General features: G+C 73.2%; 17 protein-coding genes. 5 read left to right on the top strand and 12 right to left on the bottom strand.

Annotated features, from left to right (window positions below; translation table 11 throughout):
• The first annotated feature begins 19 nt into the window (after positions 1 to 19).
• Together AB0M93_RS06620 and AB0M93_RS06615 are read left to right on the top strand one after the other, a co-directional pair.
• Positions 20 to 994, top strand: coding sequence for a methyltransferase domain-containing protein (locus tag AB0M93_RS06620; protein ID WP_364269148.1), 975 nt, complete (start codon positions 20 to 22; stop codon positions 992 to 994).
• Positions 991 to 1914: an alpha/beta hydrolase gene (locus tag AB0M93_RS06615; RefSeq protein ID WP_364269146.1), complete on the top strand. Its 924-nt coding sequence runs from the start codon at positions 991 to 993 to the stop codon at positions 1912 to 1914. The genes AB0M93_RS06620 and AB0M93_RS06615 overlap by 4 nt, the downstream gene beginning before the upstream one ends.
• Before the next feature lie 2 nt (positions 1915 to 1916).
• Here AB0M93_RS06615 and AB0M93_RS06610 read toward each other — a convergent pair whose 3' ends face one another.
• The 4 genes from AB0M93_RS06610 to AB0M93_RS06595 all read right to left on the bottom strand — a co-directional run bounded on the left by AB0M93_RS06610 (position 1917) and on the right by AB0M93_RS06595 (position 6857).
• Positions 1917 to 2504, bottom strand: coding sequence for a TetR/AcrR family transcriptional regulator (locus AB0M93_RS06610; RefSeq protein WP_364269144.1), 588 nt, complete (start codon positions 2502 to 2504; stop codon positions 1917 to 1919).
• A 65-nt stretch (positions 2505 to 2569) separates the two neighbouring features.
• A complete protein-coding gene (locus tag AB0M93_RS06605) occupies positions 2570 to 4174 on the bottom strand; it encodes an amidohydrolase (protein ID WP_364269142.1) in 1605 nt (534 codons plus the stop codon).
• Between the two features lie 2 nt (positions 4175 to 4176).
• Positions 4177 to 4929 (bottom strand): MoaF C-terminal domain-containing protein, encoded by a 753-nt coding sequence (locus AB0M93_RS06600; RefSeq protein WP_364269140.1) that lies wholly within the window; start codon positions 4927 to 4929, stop codon positions 4177 to 4179.
• 68 nt (positions 4930 to 4997) lie between these two features.
• Entirely contained in the window at positions 4998 to 6857 is a 1860-nt protein-coding gene (locus tag AB0M93_RS06595; protein ID WP_364269138.1) for a primary-amine oxidase, read from the bottom strand.
• A gap of 113 nt (positions 6858 to 6970) precedes the next feature.
• Here AB0M93_RS06595 and AB0M93_RS06590 point away from each other — a divergent pair, with 113 nt between their 5' ends.
• Positions 6971 to 7669: an SDR family oxidoreductase gene (locus AB0M93_RS06590; RefSeq protein ID WP_364269136.1), complete on the top strand. Its 699-nt coding sequence runs from the start codon at positions 6971 to 6973 to the stop codon at positions 7667 to 7669.
• Between the two features lie 13 nt (positions 7670 to 7682).
• The gene (locus AB0M93_RS06585; RefSeq protein WP_364269135.1) at positions 7683 to 8501 is read left to right on the top strand and encodes an SDR family oxidoreductase; all 819 of its coding nucleotides are present in this window, start codon (positions 7683 to 7685) and stop codon (positions 8499 to 8501) included.
• Here the strand turns inward: AB0M93_RS06585 and AB0M93_RS06580 are convergent.
• From AB0M93_RS06580 to AB0M93_RS06545, 8 genes are read right to left on the bottom strand one after another with little or no spacing between them, the layout of a single operon-like run.
• Complete coding sequence (locus AB0M93_RS06580; RefSeq protein ID WP_364269133.1) at positions 8486 to 9178, bottom strand: ATP-binding cassette domain-containing protein; 693 nt, start codon at positions 9176 to 9178, stop codon at positions 8486 to 8488. The genes AB0M93_RS06585 and AB0M93_RS06580 overlap by 16 nt on opposite strands.
• Complete coding sequence (locus AB0M93_RS06575; RefSeq protein ID WP_364269131.1) at positions 9175 to 10893, bottom strand: ATP-binding cassette domain-containing protein; 1719 nt, start codon at positions 10891 to 10893, stop codon at positions 9175 to 9177. Before AB0M93_RS06575 ends, AB0M93_RS06580 begins: the two co-directional genes overlap by 4 nt.
• Positions 10880 to 11077, bottom strand: coding sequence for a hypothetical protein (locus tag AB0M93_RS06570; protein ID WP_364269129.1), 198 nt, complete (start codon positions 11075 to 11077; stop codon positions 10880 to 10882). Before AB0M93_RS06570 ends, AB0M93_RS06575 begins: the two co-directional genes overlap by 14 nt.
• On the bottom strand, positions 11064 to 11924 hold the full coding sequence (locus AB0M93_RS06565) for a branched-chain amino acid ABC transporter permease (RefSeq protein ID WP_364269127.1): 861 nt from the start codon (positions 11922 to 11924) through the stop codon (positions 11064 to 11066). The genes AB0M93_RS06570 and AB0M93_RS06565 overlap by 14 nt, the downstream gene beginning before the upstream one ends.
• A 10-nt stretch (positions 11925 to 11934) precedes the next feature.
• Positions 11935 to 13107, bottom strand: coding sequence for an ABC transporter substrate-binding protein (locus tag AB0M93_RS06560; protein ID WP_364269125.1), 1173 nt, complete (start codon positions 13105 to 13107; stop codon positions 11935 to 11937).
• On the bottom strand, positions 13104 to 13499 hold the full coding sequence (locus AB0M93_RS06555; protein WP_364269124.1) for a nuclear transport factor 2 family protein: 396 nt from the start codon (positions 13497 to 13499) through the stop codon (positions 13104 to 13106). Before AB0M93_RS06555 ends, AB0M93_RS06560 begins: the two co-directional genes overlap by 4 nt.
• 11 nt (positions 13500 to 13510) lie before the next feature.
• Positions 13511 to 14278, bottom strand: a complete 768-nt coding sequence (locus AB0M93_RS06550) for a MoaF C-terminal domain-containing protein (protein ID WP_364269122.1) — start codon at positions 14276 to 14278, stop codon at positions 13511 to 13513.
• 57 nt (positions 14279 to 14335) lie between these two features.
• A complete protein-coding gene (locus tag AB0M93_RS06545; RefSeq protein ID WP_364269120.1) occupies positions 14336 to 15280 on the bottom strand; it encodes a helix-turn-helix domain-containing protein in 945 nt (314 codons plus the stop codon).
• 115 nt (positions 15281 to 15395) lie between these two features.
• Between AB0M93_RS06545 and AB0M93_RS06540 the strand changes: the two genes are divergently transcribed.
• Positions 15396 to 16367 carry a magnesium transporter CorA family protein gene (locus AB0M93_RS06540; RefSeq protein ID WP_364269118.1) on the top strand — a complete coding sequence of 324 codons (972 nt, stop codon included), beginning with the start codon at positions 15396 to 15398 and terminating at the stop codon, positions 16365 to 16367.
• The last annotated feature ends 116 nt before the right edge of the window (positions 16368 to 16483 follow it).

Raw genomic sequence — 16483 nt, 5'->3', positions numbered from 1 at the left:
CGAACAAAAGGAGGACGACGTGACGCCCACCCCAGCCACGCCCGACCGGATCGTGGAGACCGCCGTCGGCTACATGGCGGCCCAGCAGCTCTTCGCCGCCAACCGCATCGGCCTGTTCCCCGCCCTCGCGGCCGGCCCGCTCGGCGCGGACGAGCTGGCCGAGCGCACCGGAAAACCGGCGAAAATCGTCCGGATCCTCGGGGACGCCCTCACCGCGCACGGCCTGCTGTCCCGGGTGGACGGTCGCTACGCGCTGACCCCCGACACCGCCGAGTACCTCGGCGGAGCAGGTCTGGACCTCGCGCCGTTCCTGACCTTCCTCGAGACCATCAGCTACCCGCACTGGCTGCAGTTCACGCACACCACCGACACCGGCGAACCCGGCGAGCTCGACCTCACCGGCGACCGCTGGACCACGTTCCTGGGCGGGGTGATGGTGTATAACGCCCTGCACGCCCGGATGCTGGCGCGAGAATTCGACTTCGGCGGCAGCAAAAACCTCCTGGACCTAGGCGGCCTTTCGGCCGAGTTCGCCATCCAGGCGCTGCGCGCCAACGACGTCCTGCGGGCGACCTTCGTCTACGACCCGCGGTCGGTGGACTCGGTGACCGCGGCGGTCGCGGAGTTCGCCGGCCGCACGACCGTCGTCGGCGCCCCGACGCCGGACGCCGAGCCGGCGGGCGAGTTCGACCTGGTCATGGTCAACCACGTGGTCCACCGGTTCTCCGTCGACGAGAACCGGGCCATCCTGCGGCACGCGCGGGCCGCGGCGGCGCCGGGTGCCCGGCTGCTGCTGCTCGACTTCTTCCTGGACGAGGACGCTTCGCCGCGGGCGCTGGACGCGCTGCACGCGGGGGAGTACCTGGTCATCGACGGCACGGTCGTGTACCCCGAGCGGGACGTCCGGGGCTGGCTGGCCGGCGCCGGGTGGCGCCCGGTCGACCGGCTGACACTACCGGGTTCGCCGCGGGTCCTCGTCGCGGAGGCGGTGTGAGCAGGGGACTCGACCCGGCGGTGCGGGCGCTGCTGGCCCACAGCCCCGACGCGCCCGCCCGGCCGATGACGGCACCCGAGCTGCGGGCCGCGTTCGCGGCGTCGCGTCCGGAGCCCGGTCCGGTGGCGCCGGTCGCGTCGGTGACCGACCTGTCCGTGCCGGGGCCGGGCGGCGACCTGCGCGTCCGGTTGTACCTGCCGGACGCGCCGGGTCCGGTGCCGGTGTTCGTGTGGATCCACGGCGGCGGCTGGACGATCGGCTCGATCGACGAGAACGAGGTCGCCTCCCGGGCGGTGTGCGCGGCGGCGTCGGTCGCGGTCGCGGCGGTCGAGTACCGCCTCGCGCCCGAGGACCCCTACCCGGCGGCGCCCGCGGACTGCTACGCGGTGGTCGAATGGCTGGCCGCGGGTGGGGCGGGGCCGGCGGTGGCCGCGTCCCGCATCGCCGTCGGCGGCGAGAGCGCCGGCGGCAACCTGTCCACAGTGGTCTGCTTGATGGCCCGCGATCGTGGCGGTCCGCCGATCGCGGCACAGGTGCTGATCTGCCCGGTCTTCGGTCACCCCGACGACGGCCACGCGTCCTATGTGGACTTCGCGACCGGCTACGGCATGACGGCCGACGCAATGCGGTTCTTCTTCGCCCAGTACGCCCCGGCTTCGCCGGATGACCCGTACGTGCTGCCGTCGCGGGCCCGCGACCTGTCCGGCCTGCCGCCGGCGTTGGTGCTGACGGCGGAGTACGACGTCCTGCGTGACGAAGGGGAGGCGTTCGCCGGGCGGCTGTCGGACGCCGGGGTGGCGGTGGACCTGCACCGGTACGCCGGGCAGATCCACGGCTTCTACGGGCTGTACACGGGCTTGCCCGCGTCCGCGCGGTCGCACGCCGAGGTGGCCGCGTACCTGCGGGGGATCTTCGCCTGAGGTCAGGGGCGGGTGAGGCGGTCCAGGAGGGACTCCAGGTGCCGGTGCTGGAGGTCGATCGTGGAGAACTCACCCGCCACCAGGCTCATCACGTTCGCGCCGGCGTTGAGCAGGACGATCTCGTCGACGATCTGCTCGTCCGGGGTCTCGGTGACGATGTCGCCGTCTTCGCGGCCCTCGGCGAGGAAGCGGTGCAGCAGCCCGCGCCACTCGCGGACGTGCTCGAGGTACTTGTCGTGCATCCGCCGGTTGGCCAGCGACATCTGCCAGAAGATCAGCAGCACGCGCCCGGCGGTGATCCGCTCTTCGTCGATCGGCATGGACGACACGCAGATTTCGCGCAGCGCGGTGAGTCCTCGCAGCCCGTCGAGCTCGACGTACTGGCGCATCATGTCCAGCGCCCGCTCGTAGGTGGCCGCGATGATGTCTTCCTTGCTGGGGAAGTACAGCTTCAGGGCGCCGTTGGCGAACCCGGCGGCGGCGGCGATCTCCCGCATGGTGGCGGCTTCGATCCCGCCGCGCACGATCAGGTCCCACGTCACGTCGACGATGTCGCTGCGCCGCTGGTCGTGGTCGATGATCTTGGGCACCCGGCACCTCCCGCACTGGTTTCTCTACCAGTGTAGGAGAAAGTGCCGCCGGCGACAGCCCCGGGTCAGCGGCGGAACACGCGCCGCCCGGCGAACCACGTCTCGACGACCTGGGTCTGCGCCACCTCGGCCGTCCGGAACGGATCGCGGTCCAGGACCACGAAGTCGGCCGAGCGCCCCGGTGTCAACGCGCCCGTCACGTCGTCCAGCCCGCACGCCCGGGCCCCGGCCAGCGTGAACACCTCGATCGCTTCGGCCAGGGTGATCGCCTGCTCCGGCCAGAGCGCGCCCGGGCGCCGGCCGGCCGGGTCCTCGCGGGTGACCAGGCCCGCGATGCCCTCCCAGGCGTTCGGCGACTCGCTCACCGGCCAGTCCGACCCGCCCGCGACCAGCGCACCGGTGTCCAGCAGCGTCCGGTTCGGCTGCATCCGCGACGCCCGTTCGGCCGGCAGCACCTCGGCGATCGCCGCCGGGATCACCCCCGGCACCCACAGGAACGGCGAGATGTCCGCGGTGACGCCGAGCGCGGCGAACCGCGGCAGGTCGTCGGGGTGCACGAACTGCCCGTGCGCCACCTGGAACCGGGTGCCGGCGAACCCGGCGGCCCGCACCTGCTCGACCGCGTCCAGGAACTGGCGCACCGACGCGTCGCCCGTGCAGTGGACCTTCGCCGAGAAGCCCGCCTCGGCCGCCGCCAGCAGCGAATCGGTCAGCTCGGCCGGGGACATCGTCGTGGCGCCGTGGAAGCAGCTGCCGTGGGTGTCGTCCGGCAGGTACGGCTCCAGGAACGCCGCCGTGCGGGTCGGCGGCACGCCGTCGAGGAAGATCTTGACGAAGTCCGGGCGGTGGTGCGGGCTGCGGTACTGCCCGGCGACCGCCAGCAGCGGCGCCCCGACCGGGTCGAAGCCGAAGATCGGGTCGTTGACCAGCAGTGACGACACCACCCAGGCGTCGAGTTCGCCGGCGAGGTCGAGTGAGTGCAGCGCGCCGAGGATGTCGGTCGAGACCCCGGCGTCCTGGAAGGCCGTGACGCCGAAGCCGTGCAGGACCTCGATCGCCCGCTGGGACGCGCGGCGGTGCTGCTCCGGCGTCAGTCCGCCGGCCGCGCGCTCGACCAGCACCCCGGCGGCTTCCAGGAGCAGGCCGCTGGGTTCGCCGCCGTCGCGGACGACGACCCCGCCGGGCGGGTCCGGCGTCGCCGCCGTGATGCCGGCCAGCTCCAGGGCCCGGCTGCTCACCCAGCGGTTGTGCCGGCTGTCGTCCGACAGCGACACAGGCCGCCCGCCCGCGGCCTCGTCCAACGCTCGCCGAGCCGACGGCGAAGACAGCTCCGAGACCAAAGTGGACGCCCAGGCACCGCCGGTGAGCCACTCGTCCGGGCCCAGCGTCGCGGCCCGCGCGCGGACGGCGGCCAGGATGTCCTCGACGCCCGCGTCCGCACCGAAGGTGAGCTCGAACAGTTCCGCCCGCCCGGCCATCGCGTGGTGGTTGTGCACGTCGACGAGCCCCGGCATGACGAACGCGCCGCCGAGGTCGAGCACCTCGGTGCCCGGGCCGATGTCGGCGGAGCCGTCGACCTTCCCGCCGGTGACGGCGAGTGAGGACGCCCAAGGCCGCGCGGTGTCCATCGTGTACACCACGGCGTTCGTCAGCACGAGGTCGGCGGCCATGATCAGCTCTCCGCCGGGTCGAACCCGGCCGGGTGGAGGGTGGTGCTCAGCAGCCGTCCGTAGGCGCCGAAGGTGAAGTGCGTCGGGTGTTCGCCGGTGGCGTCGAGTCCGAAGAGGACACCGTGGGAGCGCAGGCGGCGGGCGTCGCGGTGGTCGGCGACGGTCACCGACGCGCACGGGATGACCTTCTCCCGCCAGGCGAAGACGTGGATGCCCGGCCGGATCCGGTAGACGGTGTTCTCGTCGGTGTCGGCCAGCCCGCGCTCGGGCCCGGCGAGGCACTGCCAGGTGTACCAATGCGGGCTGAGGTAGACGTGCTCGTAGGCGTGCTCGCGGCTGTACACCCACAGCACCCGGCGGCCGATCAGCGCGGTGCTGGGCGCCATCGGCTCGCCGCGGACCGCGAAGCCCTCGATCGTCGCCGGGCGGAACTCCTGGGTGACGCGCGGGGTGCCGTGGTCGCCGATCGTCGTGGTGACGACCAGCGCGCGGCCGTCCCGCAGGTCCAGGAAGAGCGACACCGCCTCGCGCGAGTCCGGCGACGGGTGCCGCTGGACGTAGTACAGGTCGTCGTCGACGAGGAACGTCTCGCCGGCGGCGATGTCGGTGCCGGTGACCCGGTCGGGGCCGCCGTCGTCGGCGCGCAGCACGAAGGACCGGCCCTGCAGGTCGTCGACGGCCGGGGCCTTGTTGGCGTCGAAGCCGGGCGCGAGGCCGTCGAGCGGAAGCCACGTGGAAGTGTCGGAGAGCGTCATCGTGTCCTCATCGGATCGGTCGGGGGTCCGGGTGGCGGAGCCCCCGGCCCGGGGCGAAGCCCCGGATGTCACTGCTTGCAGTGGTCGCCGGACGGGAGGTCGAGCGCGGGGTTGCGGTCGAGGAACCCGGACGGCCGGAACAGGAAGCCGGAGCGGTCGACCGGCATCACCGGCCAGTCCTCCGGGCGGGGGACGTGGGTGGGGCCGAAGACGTGCCACAGCACGAGGTCGGTGTCGACGAGGTCGCGGTCGGCGGACGTCCACGCGGGCAGCCCCGCGCCGCCGGGGTGGGCGTTCGGCCGGTCGCCGGCCGGGAACCGCTCGTCCTCGCGGTACGGCGTCGCCCACAGGTGCTTCGTCGCGAAGGAGGCGCGGGCGTGCACGGTGGCCTCCGGCTGCGCCATCAGCGTCGCCGACGGGCGCGGCACCAGCTGGTAGGCCGTCGGTTTGCCGAGCCGGTTGACCCCCGTCGCGCTGCGGACCTCCCAGACGCGGGCGCGCGCCGGGTCGGCCAGGCGCATCGCCTCGCGTTCGGTCCGCAGCGGCGTGGTCTTCCAGGTGAACGCGTTGCCGTACGGGTTGCGCGGGCCGGTCGGCACGCCTTCGACGTCGACCTCGTGCAGGCTGGTGCGGTCGCCGTCGACCTCGACGTCGAGCCGCGCGCAGAACAGGTGCTGGTGGACCGGCGCGTACAGGCCGGGTGCCAGCTCGGTGGCGTGCGGCTGGTCCCGGCCCGGGATCCCGGCGCCGCAGAAGACGATGCCGGTCGCCTTCGCCTCGAACTCGATCGAGCCGTCGAGGTGGAAGTACCAGTAGTGGCCGTAGTCGTAGTTGCCGATGGTGGAGATCGACGAGACGACCAGCCGCCGCGACCGGCGGACCTCGGGTCGCCCCGCCAGGTCGGTGTGCTTCCAGAGGATCCCGTCGTCCTCCTCGTGCAGGCAGATCGCGCGCGGGATTTCCACCGGCTCGCCGCGGTCGTCGGCCACCCAGGCCGGGAAGTAGCGGATGACGCCGACGCAGTCGCAGCCCAGCCGCAGGTCGTTGCCGTTCTTGCCGAACTGGTACTCGCCGGCGTCGAAGTAGCTGATCCAGAACCGGCCGGGCGCGACGTCCCCGTACGGGACCACCATCTCCGGGACGGAGGCCCGGTACAGGACCGGCCGGTCCTGGAAGCTCACCTGGTGCAGCGTCAGGCCCTCGCGGGCGTTGAAGCCGACGCGCAGCCGCCAGCCCTCCCAGCTCACCTCGGAGCCGTCGACGGCGAAGCTCGGCCCGGCGGGCTGGGTGATTTCGACCGGCTTGAGCGTCGTGCGGGCCGGGACGCCGGTGTAGCGCCCGCTCTCGGCCGGCACCGGGACGTCCCCCTCGTCCTCCACGCGCAGGACGCGCTGCTCGGTCAGGTTCAGGTGCACGACCAGGCCTTCGACCGGGTGGGCCCACGGGCTGTCGCCGGCGTCTTCGCGCAGGAAGGTCAGCGAGCGCATGACGCGGCCGGTCTCGTCCTCGCGCCCGAAGTAGCCGGGCGCCAGCGGCGCGCAGAAGGCGTGGCCGATCCGGTCGGCGAGGCCGCGCCGGGCCATCGCGGCCTGCCACTGCGCCGACGCCTTCGTCAGCGCCTCGGCCAGCGCGTACTCCTCGAACAGGTACGACGGCTGCCCGTCGGCCTCGGCCCAGTCGTCCCAGGACACCAGCTCGCCCTTGGTCACCGAGACGACGGCCTCGCCGGCGCGGCCGGTGCCGGTGTCGAGGAGCGTGTACCGGATCCGGCGGTCACCACCGCCGGCCCGCACCTGCGCCTTGGCGGGTTCGACCGGCAGGACCTGCGGGACCCGGATCGCGTCGCCGGCGAGCCCGGCGGCGGCGAGGATCGCGCGGCCGGCGGACAGCTCGGCGGCGGTCAGCGGGTCGAGGGGATGCGGCGTCACCTTGACGAGTCTGCGCGGCGGCCGCCCTGCGGGGAATCGCCCGTGCGGTGCCGGACAAGAACGCTGCGCTCGCGGCCAACCGCCCGGCGGGCGCCCGCGGTGAGGATGGGCGCATGCGAACCGATCTGGCCGGCAAGGCGGTCCTGGTGACCGGCGGGGCGTCCGGCATCGGCCTGGCCTGCGCCGGGGCGTTCCGCGCCGAAGGCGCCCGCGTCGGCGTCATCGACCGCGAGGACGGCCCCAAGGTCGTCCGGGCGGACGTCACCGACGAGGCCGCCCTGGCCGCGGCGGTGGACACCGTGGCCCGCGGCTTCGGCGGCCTGGACGTCGTCGTCGGCTGCGCCGGGATCTCCGGCCCCGTCGGCACGCCGGTGTCCTCGACCACGGCCGCCGACGTCGCCCGGGTCCTCGCCGTGAACGTCACCGGGCAGTTCCTGCTGGTCAAGCACGCGCTGCCGTGGCTGGCCGACGGCGGCGCGGTGGTCCTGCTCGGCAGCGACTCGGCGTTCACGGCGGCGCCGGGCATGGTGCCCTACTGCGCGTCCAAGGGCGCGGTGGTCGCGATGACCCGCGCGCTGGCCGTCGAGGTGCCGGGCATCCGGGTCAACTGCGTCTGCCCGTCGGTGGTGGACACGCCGATGGCGCGCGCCGACCTCGGCGCCGTCCTGGACGACCCCGCGTTCCCCGTCCAGGCCGCCGGCGACGTCGCCCGGCAGGTGCTGTTCCTCGCGTCCCCGGCTTCGCGGCCGGTCAACGGCCAGGCCCTGCTGGCCGACTTCGGGATGTCGGCGCGGTCGGCGTTCCCCGCTTAGGAAAGGATCCACAGTGGACTCATCAGGCAAGGTCGTCGCGATCACCGGCGGCGGCACCGGCATCGGTGCGGCGGTCGCCCGCCGCTACGCGGGCGAAGGCGCGCAGGTGGTCGTGCTCGGACGGCGGCGCGAGCCGCTCGAGAAGGTGGCCGCGGAGACCGGGGCGCACGTCATCGCCGGCGACGCGAGCGTGCGGGAGGACGCCGAAGCCGCGGTCGCCGAAATCGCCGGTGCGTACGGGCGGCTGGACGTCGTGGTGGCCAACGCGGGCGGCCACGGCCTGTCGTCGGTGGTCGACACCGGCGACGACGAGTGGGAGCTGGCCCTGCGCTCGAACCTGTCGAGCGCGTTCGTGCTCTGCCGGGCCGCGCTGCCGTCACTGGTCGAGACGGGCGGGCAGGTGGTCGTGGTGTCGTCGCTGGCCGGGCTGTTCGCCGGGCCGAACGTCGCCGGCTACACGGTCGCGAAGCACGCGCTGATCGGCCTGACCCGCTCGATCGCCCGCGACTTCGGGCCGCGTGGGGTGCGGGCGAACGCGGTCTGCCCCGGCTGGGTCCGCACACCGATGGCGGACGGGGAGATGGACCAGTTCGCCGCGGCGGCCGGCTTCACCGGCGGCCACGACGAGGGCTACCGCCGCGTGACGGCCGAGGTCCCGCTGCGCCGCCCGGCCGAGCCCGAGGAGATCGCGTCGATCGTGCGGTTCCTGGGCTCGGCGGAGTCGTCGTACATCACCGGCGCGGTCATCGTCGCCGACGGCGGCGCCCACGCCGTGGACCTGCCGACGCTGGCCTTCGAGCGCGCCGGGATGGGCACTCACGACCCGAGGTAGGCGGAGTGCAGGGTGGCGGGGGAGTCGAGGAGGGTCTGGGCGTCACCGGTGTAGGTGACGCGGCCGGAGGAGACCACCACCGCCTCCTGCGCGACGCCGAGTGCCAGGTGCGTGAACTGCTCCACCAGCAGGATCGCCGCCCCCTCGGCTGCGAACCGCGTCACCACCGGGAGCAGGCGGGTGAACACCACCGGCGCCAGGCCGAGCGACATCTCGTCGATGAGCAGGTACGCCGGGCGCGCGGCGAACGCGCGCGCCAGCACCACCATCTGCTGCTCGCCGCCGGACAGCAGGGCCGCGGGGGAGTCGCGGCGCTTCTCCAGTTCCGGGAACAGCCCGAGGACCTCGTCGACGACCGCGGGCGTGCGGGCGGTCAGGCGGAGGTTCTCCAGCACCGTCAGCCCGGGGAACACCGCCCGGCCCTGTTCGATGTGGGCCAGCCCGAGCCGGGCCCGCGCCACCCGCGAGTGCCGGGTGACGTTCACCCCGCCCAGGTGGACGCTGCCCGCCGACGGCGGCACCACCCCCGACACCGCCTCCAGGAGGCTCGTCTTCCCGGCGCCGTTGGGGCCGACCAGCGCCGTGATCCGGCCCGGCTCGAGGACGAGGCCGACGTCGCGGATGACCGGCCCGGCCCCGCGCTTCACCGTCAGCCCGTGGACTCGCAACGCGTTCACAGCAGCTCCGTTTCGCCCATGTACGCCTTCAGCACGGCCGGGTCGGCCAGGACGTCCGCCTGCGGCCCGCTCGCCAGCACCCGGCCGAAGTCGAGCACCGTGAGCGTGTCGCAGACCGACCGGACGAGGTCGAGGTCGTGCTCGATGAGCAGCACCGACACCCCGAACCGGGCGGGGACCTGCCGCAGCCGCCGCCCGAACGCCACGTGCTCCTCGTGCGGCAGGCCGGCGGCCGGCTCGTCGAGCAGCAGCACCCGCGGCCGCGCGAGGAGGTGGCCGACGACCTCGACGAGCCGCCGCGCCCCCGCGTCCACCCGCGACAACGGCGTCCGGGGCGCCGGGCAGCCGAAGAACTCCAGCGCGCCGGCGACCTCGCCGCCGGTGAGCCGCCGCCGGGCGACGAACCGCACGTACGCGCCGACGGTGAGGCCGGGCGGGACGCGGTCCTGCTGGAACGTCCGCCGCAGGCCGCCGCGGGCCCGCCGGGTGGGCGAGCCGGTGAGCGGGCGGCCGCCGAGGGTCGCGGTGCCGGCGGCCCGGGGCAGGAAGCCGCTGATCGCGTCGACCAAAGTGGACTTCCCGGCGCCGTTGGGGCCGATCACGCCGAGGATCCCGTGTTCCGGCACCGTGATGTCCACATCGGACAGTGCGTTGACGTGTCCGAAGGAGACACTCAGCCCGCGGACCTCGAGGACGGGGTCCCCTGGCGGCAGCGGCTCGACGTCGGCGACGGTGCCGGCCGGCCCGACCCCGGCGGTCTTGCCGGACCGGCGGCGGTACCACAGCGCCCGCACGGCGGTGCCGAGGTTGCCGCGGCTGGTGAGGGCCTGCACGCCGAGCACGCCGAACACGACGAAGCCCCAGTCCTGCGGCACGCCCCAGCGTTTGAGCAGCTCGGGCACGGCGACCCAGAGCAGCGCGCCGAACACGGCCATGTCGATCAGGTGCGCGCCGGACATGATGGCCAGCACGTAGAGGGCGAGGGACTGGATGGCGGTGAAACTGGCCGGGAAGGCGAGCCCGACCTGGCCGGTGAGCAGGCCGCCGCTGACGCCGCCGAGCGCGGCGCTGACGGCGAAGGCGGTGAGCTTCGACGTCCGCACGCCCGCGCCGACCGCCGCGGTCCCGCGTTCGGAGAAGGCGACGAGGTGCCAGCTGCTGCCCCACCGCCCGCGGCGCAGGAAGTGCACGACGAGCCCGCAGGCGACGAGGACCAGCACGGCGAACAGGAAGTAGGACCGATCGTCGGAGAAGGCCTCCGGCCGTTCGACCGAGAGACCCTCGGTGGCGCCGGGGAACTGGATCTGCACGAGCGTGAGATCGGCGGCCGCGGCCAGCCCGAGGGTGACGACGGCGAGGGTGATCCCCCGCAGCCGCAGCGCGGGCAGCCCGACAAGCACCCCGGCCGCGGCGGCGGCCAGGCCGCCGAGCAGCAGCCAGGTGACGAAACCCCCGGGCACCCGGGCGACGTTGCAGGCGGAGACGACGAACGCCCCGACGGCGGCGAAGGTGAGCTGGCAGAGCGAGATCATCCCGGCGGTCCCGGTGACTACCCCGAGCCCGAGCAGGGCGATGGCGGCGACGACGGCACTGACCCCGAGGTAGACGAAGTACCCGGCCAGCCCGACGCTGAGCGCATAGCCGACGGCCACCGCGGCGGCCGCGACGAGCAGGGGCAGCCCGGCGCGGGTGAGCGGGTGTTCAGCGAGCCGCATCCCACACCTCCTCGGCGCCTGCGCGCCCGCGCGGCGACAGCCCTGGCCGCCCGGCGGGGCCTGCGCTGCGCATGGTCCTCGAAGGCCGGCTCGGCCGGGCGAGGGTGTTCGCGTCGCGCACGGCGGCGGCCGCGACGAGCACGGGCAGCCCGGCGCGGGTGAGCGGGTGTTCAGCGAGCCGCATCCCACACCTCCTTGCGCTGCGTCCACAGCAGCAGCGCCACGATGACCAGGAACGGGAGGAAGTACCGCAGCACCGACAGCCGGTCGCTCTGGGCGACCGCGCCCTGGGCCATGCCCAGGACCAGGCCGCCCGCCACCGCCAGGTCCAGCCTGCGGAAGCCGCCCAGCAGCGCCGCCGCCGCGGCCGGGACCACCAGCATCGCCAGTGATGTCGGGTCGTTCGACTGCGACGGCGCCACGATCGACACCGCGAGCGTCGCGATCACCCCGGTCGCCGTCCACACGCCCACCGACAACGGCCGGGCCGGGATGCCCAGCAGTTCCGCCGTCGTCGGGCGCTCCGACAACGCCCGCAAGCGCACCCCGAGCGCCGTGCGGGCCAGCACCGTCCGGCAGCCCAGCGCCACCAGCACCGCCAGCGCGACCGTGAGCACCGTGACCTGGCTGACCACCACGCCGCCGACCGTGAACGCCGGGCCGGCCAGCAGCGGGTGGAACGGCTGCGGCTTGTTGCCGAACAGGATGAACGCCAGCGAGATCAGCAGCAGGAGCACCGCGACCGTCGCCGCCGAGCGGGTGCCGGTGTCCGCCTCGGCCAGCCACGTCGAGACGATCCCGCCGAGGACCGCGCTCAGCGCGCCGCCGAGCAGGATCCCCGTCAGGGTCGCCAGCCACTCCGGGAAGCCGAGGTGGACGGCGAGGAAGACGGCGACGTAGCAGCCGAACATCCCGGTCGCCGACTGGGCGAAGTTGACCACCCGCACCAGCCGCGACATCAGGGTCAGGCACACCGCGAGCACCGCGTAGAGCCCGCCGGCGGCCAGCCCGGCCAGAGCGCCCTGCAGCATCGACGTCCTCCTACTGCTTCGGGATGCGGAGCCAGTCCTGCGCGGCCGGCTCCCACTTGCCGGCGCCGGTGGCGAGCTTGATCGGCCAGCCGGCGGTGTTGTCGTGGTGGGTCTGCGCCGGCCCGAACACGTACGGCGTCCCCACCATCGGGTCGCTGATCGGCTTCATCTCGCGCAGCGCCTTCGACACCGTCTCGCGCGTGATGTCGCCCTTCATCCCGCGCAGGACGGCGAGGAAGTACTTCGCCGCCAGGTAGCCGCCCTGGCTGAACGACGTGAGCGGGATCTTGTGCTGCGTCATGAGCTCCCGCCACTCCTTGTTGGCCGGGGCGGCGGCGTCGGTGAACGGGGAGAACTCGGCAGGCACGTACACCCCGGCGCCCGCGTTCGAGATCGCCTTGGCGTAGTTCTCGCTGTACACGCTGGTCAGCAGCAGCCACGTGACGTCGGTCCAGCCCTGTGCCTGCGCGGCCTTGAGCTGGCCGATCGAGTCCGGCTCCACCGGGTTCACGGTGATGGCCTTGCAGCCCGCCGCCCGCGCCTTGACGATGTAGGGCGTGTAGTCCGAGCCGCCGTAGGGCACGGTCGAATCGACGTACTTCAGCTTCTTGCCGGTGATCTTCGTCCACTCGCCGATGGCCGCCTGGTACGCCGGGAGCGTGTTCCCGGCGATCTCCAGCAGCGCGCAGATGTCGTCCTGCTTCAGCACTTCCGAGCCGTAGAGCAGGGTCAGCGTCATGTCGTGGAACGGCCCGACGTTCACCGGTGCGATGTTCGGGCTCGAGAAGCACGCCGGGTCCACGCCGATGCCCGGCATCGACAGGATCTTCTGCTGCTCGTAGTACTTCTCGTTGATCTCGCACTCGATGAGGCTGGACGAGCCGACGAGCGCGACCGCCTGGTCGCCGCCGACGACCTCGCGGGCGGCCGCCGCGGCCGCCGCCGGGTCGCCCTTGTCGTCGATCGCCTTGTACTCGATCTTGCGGCCGTTGATGCCGCCGGCGGCGTTGGCCGCGTCGAACACCGCCTTCGCCGCCTGGGACGCCTCCGGGAAGGTCGCGGCGCCGCTGAGCGCGTTCACCGAGCCGACGACGATCGGGCCGTTCGCGCCGGCGCCGGAACCGGCGCAGGCCGCGGTGGCCAGGAGCACGGCGACGGCGAACGTGGGCAGGGACTTTCTCATTGCTGCTCCCGGGTGGCGGCCACGACGGGCGCCGAGTCGACGATCTGCTCGAAGGACACGACCTCGCCGCCCGCGAAGCGCCACAGGTGCGCGACGCGGGCGGTGAACGACCGGCCGGTCCGGCGGTGCGTGCCGGTGTAGGTGCCGACGCCGATCACCGCGTCCCCGGCGTCGAACAGGTCGCCGAGGGTGAAGCGGTAGCCGTCCCAGTCCCGGCCGATCGCTGCGAAAACGTGTTCACGCACCTCGTCCGGCCCGGTGTAGGTGCCGGCGTAGGGAAACCCGGCTGCCTCCGTCCACGTCGTTTTCGGGCCGATCGGGGTGAGCATGCCGGGCAGGTCGCCCCGGTCGCTGGCCGCGTAGTGCGCGCGGATGACGTCCACATCGGACACGGGAAGCTCCTTCAGACGGGCTGGGCGTCGGGGTAGGCCACCGCGCCCAGCGGGTAGATGTGCCCGCCGGCGCGGGAGTGCTCGGACCGGCCGTCGCCGGTCAGGCCCAGGAACACCCCGGTGGTGCGCAGGGCGTAGCCGAGGTCGTGCAGCCAGACGCTCGCCACCGCGATCCGGAACTCGCGGAAGCAGAACAGGTAGAGCCCGTCGGCGAACTTCCACACCGTCGACAGGTCCATGTCGCCGTGGCCGCGCTGCACGCCTTCGAGGCACTGCCAGGCGTAGCGCTGCGAGGAGACGTAGACGTGCTCGTAGAGGTGGTCGGGGCTGTAGCGGTAGAGGTTCCGCTTGCCGATCAGGTCGCGCGACGGCCCGGGCACGGGCCCGGCGGGCTCGCCGCCGTCGGTGACCCCCGCCCGGAAGTCCTGCCGGACGCGGGGAACGCCCTCGACGTCCGCGGCGCCGATCACCGAGCGGACGGCGAGCGCGCGGTGGGTCGCCGTCGAATACACGACGGTCAGCGCTTCGCCCTCGACGCTGGTGCGCGGCAGGTTCACGAAGAAGACGCCGTCGCGCACGGCGACCGCGTCGTACGGGTCTTCGACGCCGTTGCACACGACGTGCTCGGCGTCGGTGAAGCTCAGGGCGAGGACTTCGCCGTCGTCGAGGGTGATCGTGACGTCCCGGCCGGTGAGGTCGGCGTTCGGCAGCCGGTAGGTGGCGATGCCGGCGGCGAACTCGTCGTAGGTGCGCCAGTCGTCGGAGGGGGCTTCGGGCATGGCCTCATCGTCGGGCGGGGCTGCCTCCCGGGCGAGCGGTCACGCGCTGGCGGGCAACTACCGGACGCTGACGGTCAACTCCCGGCGCACCTCGCTCGGCGCCCGCCCGAACGCGCTCTTGAACACGCGGCTGAAGTGCGCGGCGTCGACGAACCCCCACCGGGCGGCGATGGCCGCGACCGGGCGCCCGGCGTGCACCGGGTCGAGCAGGTCACGGCGGCAGTGCTCGAGCCGCCGGGTGCGGATCCAGCCGGAGACGGTGGTGCCCTGCTCCTGGAACAGCCCGTGCAGGTGCCGCGTGGAGATGAAGTGCTCGGCCGCGATCCGCGCCGGGTTCAGGTCCGCGGAGTGCAGGTTCGCGTCGATGTGGGCGCGGATCCGGCGCATCAGCTCGTGGTGCGGGTCGGCGTTCGCGCGCGCGAGGTCGAGTTCGGTGGCGACCAGGGTGGACAGCAGGTCGACCGCGCTGTGCGCCAGCCGCGCACCGGCCGGGCCGGCCAGCTGCTCGAGGTTGCCGCCGAGCTGGGCGAGGAACGGCACGACGACGTTGCCGACGCCCTCCTTGCCCGACATCCGCACCGCGGTGAGCCGCCCGACGAGCTCGGCGGGCAGGTCGATCAGCCGTTGCGGGAACATCACGACGAGGGTCCGGAAGTCCTCTTCGAACACCAGCGAGTAGGGCCGGTGCGTGTCGTAGAGGGCGACGTCGCCGGGGCGCAGCACGGCCTGGCGGTCGTCCTGCACCAGCAGCCCGGTGCCGGCCAGGATCAGGCTCAGCTTGTAGTAGCGGCGCTCGCCGCGCGCGATCAGCTCCGGCGTGCGCTCGACGACGTGGGGTGAGGCGGTCACCTCGGAAACCTGCACGTCGTCGGCCACCGACGAGCGGATCCTTCCGCGGAAGCCGTCACCGCCCGCCGTCACGTGCAGCGGCACGAAGGACTCGGAAACGGCGGTGCGGAACTCGGTGAAGTCACGGGCGATGAGGGTCGTCGGGGCAGGCACGGGGTCACCTCGCGGCGTCGGGAGGATGCGGCGTCGTATACGATAAGCGATACGATCTTCGGCGACAATGCCCGGCGGGCGTGTGAAGCCCGGCCCGATCGGGCATCCCGCCGGAATGACGAGAACCCGCGCCTACCGCGACGGTGTGCTGCTCAAGGAAGACTTCCCGCTCGCGGACGTCTCCGACTTCCTGGCCGAACCCGGCACCGCCGTGTGGGTCGACCTCTGCGAGCCGTCGGAGGCCGATCTGGCCGACCTCGCCGGCGAGCTCGGCCTGCACCGGCTGGCCGTGGAGGACGCCGCCGGCGAGCGCCAGCGGCCGAAGCTCGACCGCTACGCCGAGCACGCCTTCCTCACCGCCTACGCGGTGCGCTTCGACGCGGAAGCCGGCGACCTCGCGACGGCCGAGCTGGCGGCGTTCCTCACCCCGCAGGCGCTGGTCACGGTCCGCAAGGACGACGGGTTCGACATCGAAGCGGTGGTGCGCCGCTGGGACGAGAACACCGAACTGGCGAAGTCCGGCGTGCCGTTCCTGGTGCACGGCCTGCTCGACTTCGTCGTCGACGGCCAGTACGAGGCCGTCCAGGCGCTGGACGAACAGGTCGAAGGGCTGGCGGACCTCGTCTTCGACGACCGGCCGGACCAGTCGGTGCTGCAGCACCGCTCGTTCCGCCTGCGCAAGAGCCTGACCCGGCTGCGCAAGGTCGTGCTGCCGATGCGCGAGGTGATCAGCTCGCTGATGCGCCCGGACCTGCGGCTGGCCGACGAGCTGACGCGCCCCTACTTCGAGGACGTCCACGACCACGCCCGGCAGGCGGCCGAGCAGACGGAATCGCTGCGGGAGCAGGTGACCACGATCCGGGAGACGCAGCTGAACCTGCAGAGCAACCGGCTCAACCTGATCATGAAGAAGGTGACCGGTTGGGCGGCGGTGATCGCGGTGCCGACCGCGGTGACGGGGTTCTACGGCCAGAACGTGCCGTACCCGGGAAACGGGACACCGGCCGGGTTCTGGACGTCGACGGCCGTGGTGCTGGTGCTGTCGCTGGGGCTGTACGGGTTGTTCAAGAAGAAGGACTGGCTCTGAGCCGCAGCTTTACGCTCCACTGTGGAGTGTCCACTCCGGACGTCCGAAAGCGCGCACGACGAAGCGCCGCGAGACGTCGGGGACGCTTCGGCGGAACCCGTGCCGCCATTCAGCCG

The sequence above is a fragment of the Amycolatopsis sp. NPDC051102 genome (assembly GCF_040682815.1).
Classification (GTDB): Bacteria; Actinomycetota; Actinomycetes; order Mycobacteriales; family Pseudonocardiaceae; genus Amycolatopsis.
The sequence above is the reverse complement of the archived record's forward strand: the minus strand, read 5'-3'. Positions and strand labels throughout refer to the sequence as shown.